Annotated in this window: 4 protein-coding genes; all 4 read left to right on the top strand. The window is 61.5% G+C overall.

All coding sequences use genetic code 11. The annotated features are described in order from the left end of the window. The coding region (locus tag EN949_RS32970; protein ID WP_245472570.1) for a thiamine pyrophosphate-dependent enzyme at positions 1–975 on the top strand (975 nt) is incomplete at its 5' end. 94 nt (positions 976–1,069) lie between these two features. Beyond that, on the top strand, positions 1,070–1,951 hold the full coding sequence (locus tag EN949_RS32965; protein ID WP_127365591.1) for a cytochrome c oxidase assembly protein: 882 nt from the start codon (positions 1,070–1,072) through the stop codon (positions 1,949–1,951). Between the two features lie 185 nt (positions 1,952–2,136). Beyond that, positions 2,137–3,180: a cytochrome c oxidase subunit II gene (gene coxB / locus EN949_RS32960; protein ID WP_348629955.1), complete on the top strand. Its 1,044-nt coding sequence runs from the start codon at positions 2,137–2,139 to the stop codon at positions 3,178–3,180. Next, positions 3,177–5,075: cytochrome c oxidase subunit I (ctaD, locus tag EN949_RS32955; protein WP_127371917.1), on the top strand; the 1,899-nt coding region annotated here is incomplete at its 3' end. The genes coxB and ctaD, both read left to right, overlap by 4 nt.

Raw genomic sequence — 5,075 nt, 5'->3', positions numbered from 1 at the left:
CTTGGAACCCTGGCTTCGCAAGAGGCGATGGAGAGTTGTGACGCGGTGCTGATTGTCGGTTCGACCTTTCCCTACATCGAATACTACCCGCAGCCCGGGCAGGCCCGTGGCGTCCAGATCGACTGCGATGCGCAGCGGATCGGCTTGCGCTTTCCGGTCGAGGCCGGCCTTGTCGGCGACGCGGCCGAGACATTGCGCGCGCTCAACCAGCGCCTGACGCAAAAGCCCTCCGATGAATTCCTGCGCCGTTCCCAGGAGACCATGAGAAAATGGCGCGAGATGATGCGGCAGTCGGAAGACATGCAGGCGCAACCATTGAAGCCACAAGCGATTGCCCGGGCTTTCGGACAAAGATTGGCCGACGACACAGTGCTGGCCACGGATTCCGGTCAGAATACGGAGCTGGCCGCCCGCCATGTCGATCTTCGCAGCGGCCAGGCATTCGGGGTGTCCGGATCGCTGGCGTCGATGGCTTGCGGTCTGGCCTACGCCATCGCTGCCGGCATAGCGTTTCCCGGTCGACCGATTGCCGCCATCGTCGGCGATGGCGGCTTTGCCATGCAGCTCGGCGAATTCTCGACGGCGGTGCGCTACAAGATCCCGCTGAAGGTTCTGGTGATCAAGAACAACATGCTCAATCAGATCGCCTGGGAGCAGATGATGTTTCTGGGCAACCCGCAATTCGGTTGCGAATTGCAGCCGATCGATTTTGCCAAGGCGGCAGAAGCAATGGGCGCAAAGGGTTTTCGCATCGAGCGGCCCGATCAGATCGAGACGGTTCTCGACCAGGCTTTCGCCACGCAAGGCCCTGTCGTGATCGAAGCGCTGGTAGATGCCTATGAGCCGCTGATGCCGCCCAAAATGCCGGCAGACTACGCCAAGAACTTCCGCCAGGCCCTGCCGCGGACGCCGGGACACGAACGCATAGAAGAAAATATCGCCCGTGAGCCGGCGAAATCGATGATGGATGCCTAGAGGCGGCGCAGGGAGGTGGAACAGCGCGCCTCAGTGGCTTCATTCTGAATCTTTCCAGATGAACCCGCGCTCTTCCGGGTGACGGATGCGGATCATGAGCTTCGACGCGCTCTTTTCGACCTCGATTTGCTATGGCAACGGCGCTCCGCAGGCTGGTTGGACTCTGGCGCTACCCATCACATTGCCACTGGCGGCAATCCTTTTGCTGTATGTTGCCGGCGCTGGCCGGCTGTGGCGACGGAGCGGACGTGGACGTCGCTTGCGATCCCGGCAGGCCTTGCTGTTTGCTGCCGGCTGGTCCGTCCTGGCGTTCGCCCTTGTAAGCCCGATCCATGCATTGGGCGAACATGTGTTTGCGGCGCACATGATCGAGCACGAATTGCTGATGGCGGTCGCAGCGCCTCTGCTGGTTGCCTCCCGCCCGACGGCGGCGATGATTTGGGCCTTGCCGGTACAGCTGCGCCAGATATTCGGAGCGGCCGGACATGCAAATGCGCTTCGGGCGGTCTGGGCGTTCATCAGCCGTCCTGTGGTCGCGACCGTCCTGCACGGAGCCGCGATATGGATCTGGCATGTCCCGGCGCTGTTCGAGGCTGCCCTCCAGCAGGGCTTCCTGCATTATGCCCAGCACGCGAGTTTCCTCGGTAGCGGGCTTTTGTTCTGGTGGGTGCTGCTGCCTCGCCTTGGCCGCGAGCAGGCTTGCGGCAATGCCGTGATGCATCTTTTCTTCACCTCCCTCCACACCGGGCTGCTCGGGGTGTTGCTCGTCGTCTCGCCCAGGCTGTGGTATCCGGATAATGCGATCGGCTCGGATTTATGGGGGCTCAACCCGCTCGAGGACCAGCAACTTGCAGGCTTGATCATGTGGATTCCCGCCGGCCTGATCTATGGCGGAGCCGCACTGCTCCTGGTCGCTTTCTGGATTCAAACGAGCGGTCGGCGGCAACAGGCTTTCCAGCAGTTGCGCATCGTCTAACCCGCACCGCTTCGCGTCGGTTTTCAGCCGGGGGGTGTTGCCAAGCATCCTTTTTCAGTCAGCCGCGTTATGGCCTTGGCAACGATGGTGGATCCTTCATGGCGAGGTGCATGAGTCCGTTGGCCAGCTCTCGCAGGCTGACACGACCGCGAATGTCGCTTGCCCCCACATGTCCCAGGCAAATCTTGCCTGGCACCGTTCAGGGAACGGCCGCGCAACGGCGTTTGAGGGCGATCAGCGCAGCGCCGATATTGGCCTTGGCAGGATGCGGCGACAAGCAATCGGCCCTCCATGCACACGGTGCGAATGCCCGGAGAATCCTTGATCTGATCTGGTCCTTCAGCGCAATCGCAGTGGCCACGTGGCTGCTTGTCATGTTGATCCTGGCGGCAGCGCTTTTGCGTCGTCGCCTGTCCGAGACAACGCGCTCGCCGCTCGAGATCGATTCTCGTCAGGAGCGCCGATTTGCCCGCGCTGTCGGCAGCGCCATTGCGTTGACCGTTCTGGTGCTCGTCATGATGACGATAGCGAGTTTTTTCGCCGGCAAATCCATTGCTTCGCTGAGCGGAACGGAAACGCTTGCCGTGCGCATCACCGGGCACCAATGGTGGTGGGAGGTTCGGTATCCCGGAGATGATCCGTCCCAATCGATCGTCACGGCAAATGAAATCCATGTCCCGGTTGGCGAACCGGTCAAGGTCGAACTCGATTCGCTCGATGTCATTCATAGCTTCTGGGTGCCGAACCTTGCCGGCAAGCGCGATCTCATTCCGGGCCGGCCGAGTGAGCTCACACTCATCGCCGATAAGCCCGGCATCTATCGTGGCCAGTGTGCCGAATTCTGCGGCTATCAGCACGCCCATATGGCCATCACCGTCATCGCGGAAAGCCGCGAAGCGTTCGAAGCATGGCAATCCAGGCAAAACGCCGTCGCATCCGCGCCTGGCGGCGAAGAAGAGCGCCGCGGCCAACAGGCATTTCTGTCCACCGGCTGTGCGCTCTGCCACACGATAAGAGGCACGCCTGCCAGCGGAACGGTGGGACCTGACCTAACTCATCTCGCCAGCCGACGCGCACTGGCCGCGGATACGCTCGCCATGACCCCTGGCGCGCTCGCCGCCTGGATCGCCGATCCACAGTCGATAAAGCCCGGCGCCAAGATGCCGCGCATTGCCCTTAGCGCCGACGATCTCAACGCGGTCGTCACCTATCTCGGAAGCCTCGAATGAGTGGCCTTGCGGGAAAGCCGACCGAGCACACTCAGGAGGCCCTGAAAGGCACCCGTGACACCGGTCTCGAAGAGGTGAGACTGCGCGCCTTTCTGGCGCATGCCTGGCGAACGCCGAAAGGCTTCTACGGCTGGCTGGTCACGGTGGATCACAAGCTGATCGGACGGCGCTATATCGTGACGGCTTTCCTGTTTCTCATCCTTGCGGGTCTGTCAGCGCTCGCCATGCGCTTCCAGCTTGCCCAGCCTGAGGCCGGCCATATCGGTCCCGATCTCTACAACCAGCTGTTCACCATGCACGGCACGACGATGATGTTTCTGTTTGCCGTGCCGGTGATGGAAGCTTTCGCCATTTACCTGGTGCCGCTGATGATCGGCACTCGCAATGTCGCCTTTCCGCGGCTCAATGCATTCAGCTACTGGGTCTATCTTTCCGGCGGGCTGATGATCTGGATCGCCTTCGCCTTCGAAACCGGTGCGGATGCCGGCTGGTTTTCCTATGTGCCGCTCGCCGGACCCGAATATGGCATCGGCAAGCGCCCCGATTTCTGGGCGCAGATGGTGACCTACACCGAAGTGTCCGCCCTCGCGGTAGCGGTCGAGATCATCGCAACAGTTTTCAAACAACGTGCCCCCGGCATGTCGCTCGACCGCATCCCGCTCTATGTCTGGTCCGTCCTCGTTACGGCTTTCGTCATCCTGTTCGCCATGCCGGCCGTGATGGTCTCGAGCACAATGCTGATCCTCGACCGCCTGGTCGGCACAAAATTTTTCGACCCCGCAGCAGGCGGCGATGCACTGCTGTGGCAGCATCTGTTCTGGTTCTTCGGCCATCCCGAGGTCTATATCATCTTCATTCCGGCGACCGGCTTCGTTTCCGCGATCCTGCCGACCTTCGTTCGCCGCCCGGTGTTCGGCTATCTCGGGATCGTGCTGTCGTTGATCGCGATCGGTTTTCTTTCCTTCGGCCTGTGGGTGCACCACATGTTCGCTACCGGCCTGCCGCAACTCGGCGAGAGCTTCTTCACCGCTTCCTCGATGATGATCGCCATTCCGAGCGGCGTTCAGATCTTCTGCTGGATTGCGACGATCTGGGGCGGCCGGCCGATCTTCGCCACGCCCATGCTTTTCGTTCTCGGCTTCATCTTCACCTTTGTGATCGGCGGCCTGACCGGCGTCATGGTCGCCTCGGTGCCGCTCGACCTGCAGGTGCACGACACCTATTTCGTGGTTGCCCATTTCCATTATGTGCTGGTCGGGGGCGCCGTCTTCCCCCTGCTCGGCGCCGTTTATTACTGGTTTCCCAAGATCACCGGACGCATGCTGTCCGAGAGGCTCGGCCGCTGGAATTTCTGGCTGGTCTTCCTCGGGTTCAATCTCACCTTCTTCCCCATGCATATTCTCGGTCTGCAAGGCATGCCGCGCCGCGTTTATACGTATCCGCCGGCGAGCGGCTGGGGAGAGATGAACCTCTTCATCAGCCTCTCTTCGCTGGTGGTGTTCGCGGGCTTCGCGCTTTTCTTCCTGAATCTCTTTCTCAGCCTCCGCAACGGCCGCATTGCAGGAGACAATCCCTGGGGCGCGAGCACGCTCGAATGGGCGACGACGTCGCCGCCGCCCTCCTACGATTTTTCGCGGCTGCCCGTGGTAACTCACCGCGAACCGCTTTGGGCCGAGCCCGATGTGCTCCCAGTGGTCGAAGGTCTGCGTGTCGACGCCCGCGAGGTGCTCGCCGGTACGGTCGCCGATGCGATGCCGCAAGTAAGGGTACCATCGGCTGACAACTCGATCTGGCCGTTGCTGTCGGCCATCGCAGTCGGCGGCGCATTTCTCGGTTCGATATACACGCCGTGGGCGGTGGTCTGGGGAGCGATCCCGGTTTCGATCGGCTTCATC

The organism is Mesorhizobium sp. M7A.F.Ca.US.007.01.2.1, from assembly GCF_003998165.1.
GTDB classification, from domain to species: Bacteria; Pseudomonadota; Alphaproteobacteria; order Rhizobiales; family Rhizobiaceae; genus Mesorhizobium; species Mesorhizobium ciceri.
This window is presented reverse-complemented; position numbering and strand designations above follow the sequence as displayed.

Bases quoted from the DNA above. Each gene is read 5' to 3' on its own strand.
- EN949_RS32965 (WP_127365591.1), top strand. From the start codon at position 1,070: ATGAGCTTCGACGCGCTCTTTTCGACCTCGATTTGCTATGGCAACGGC.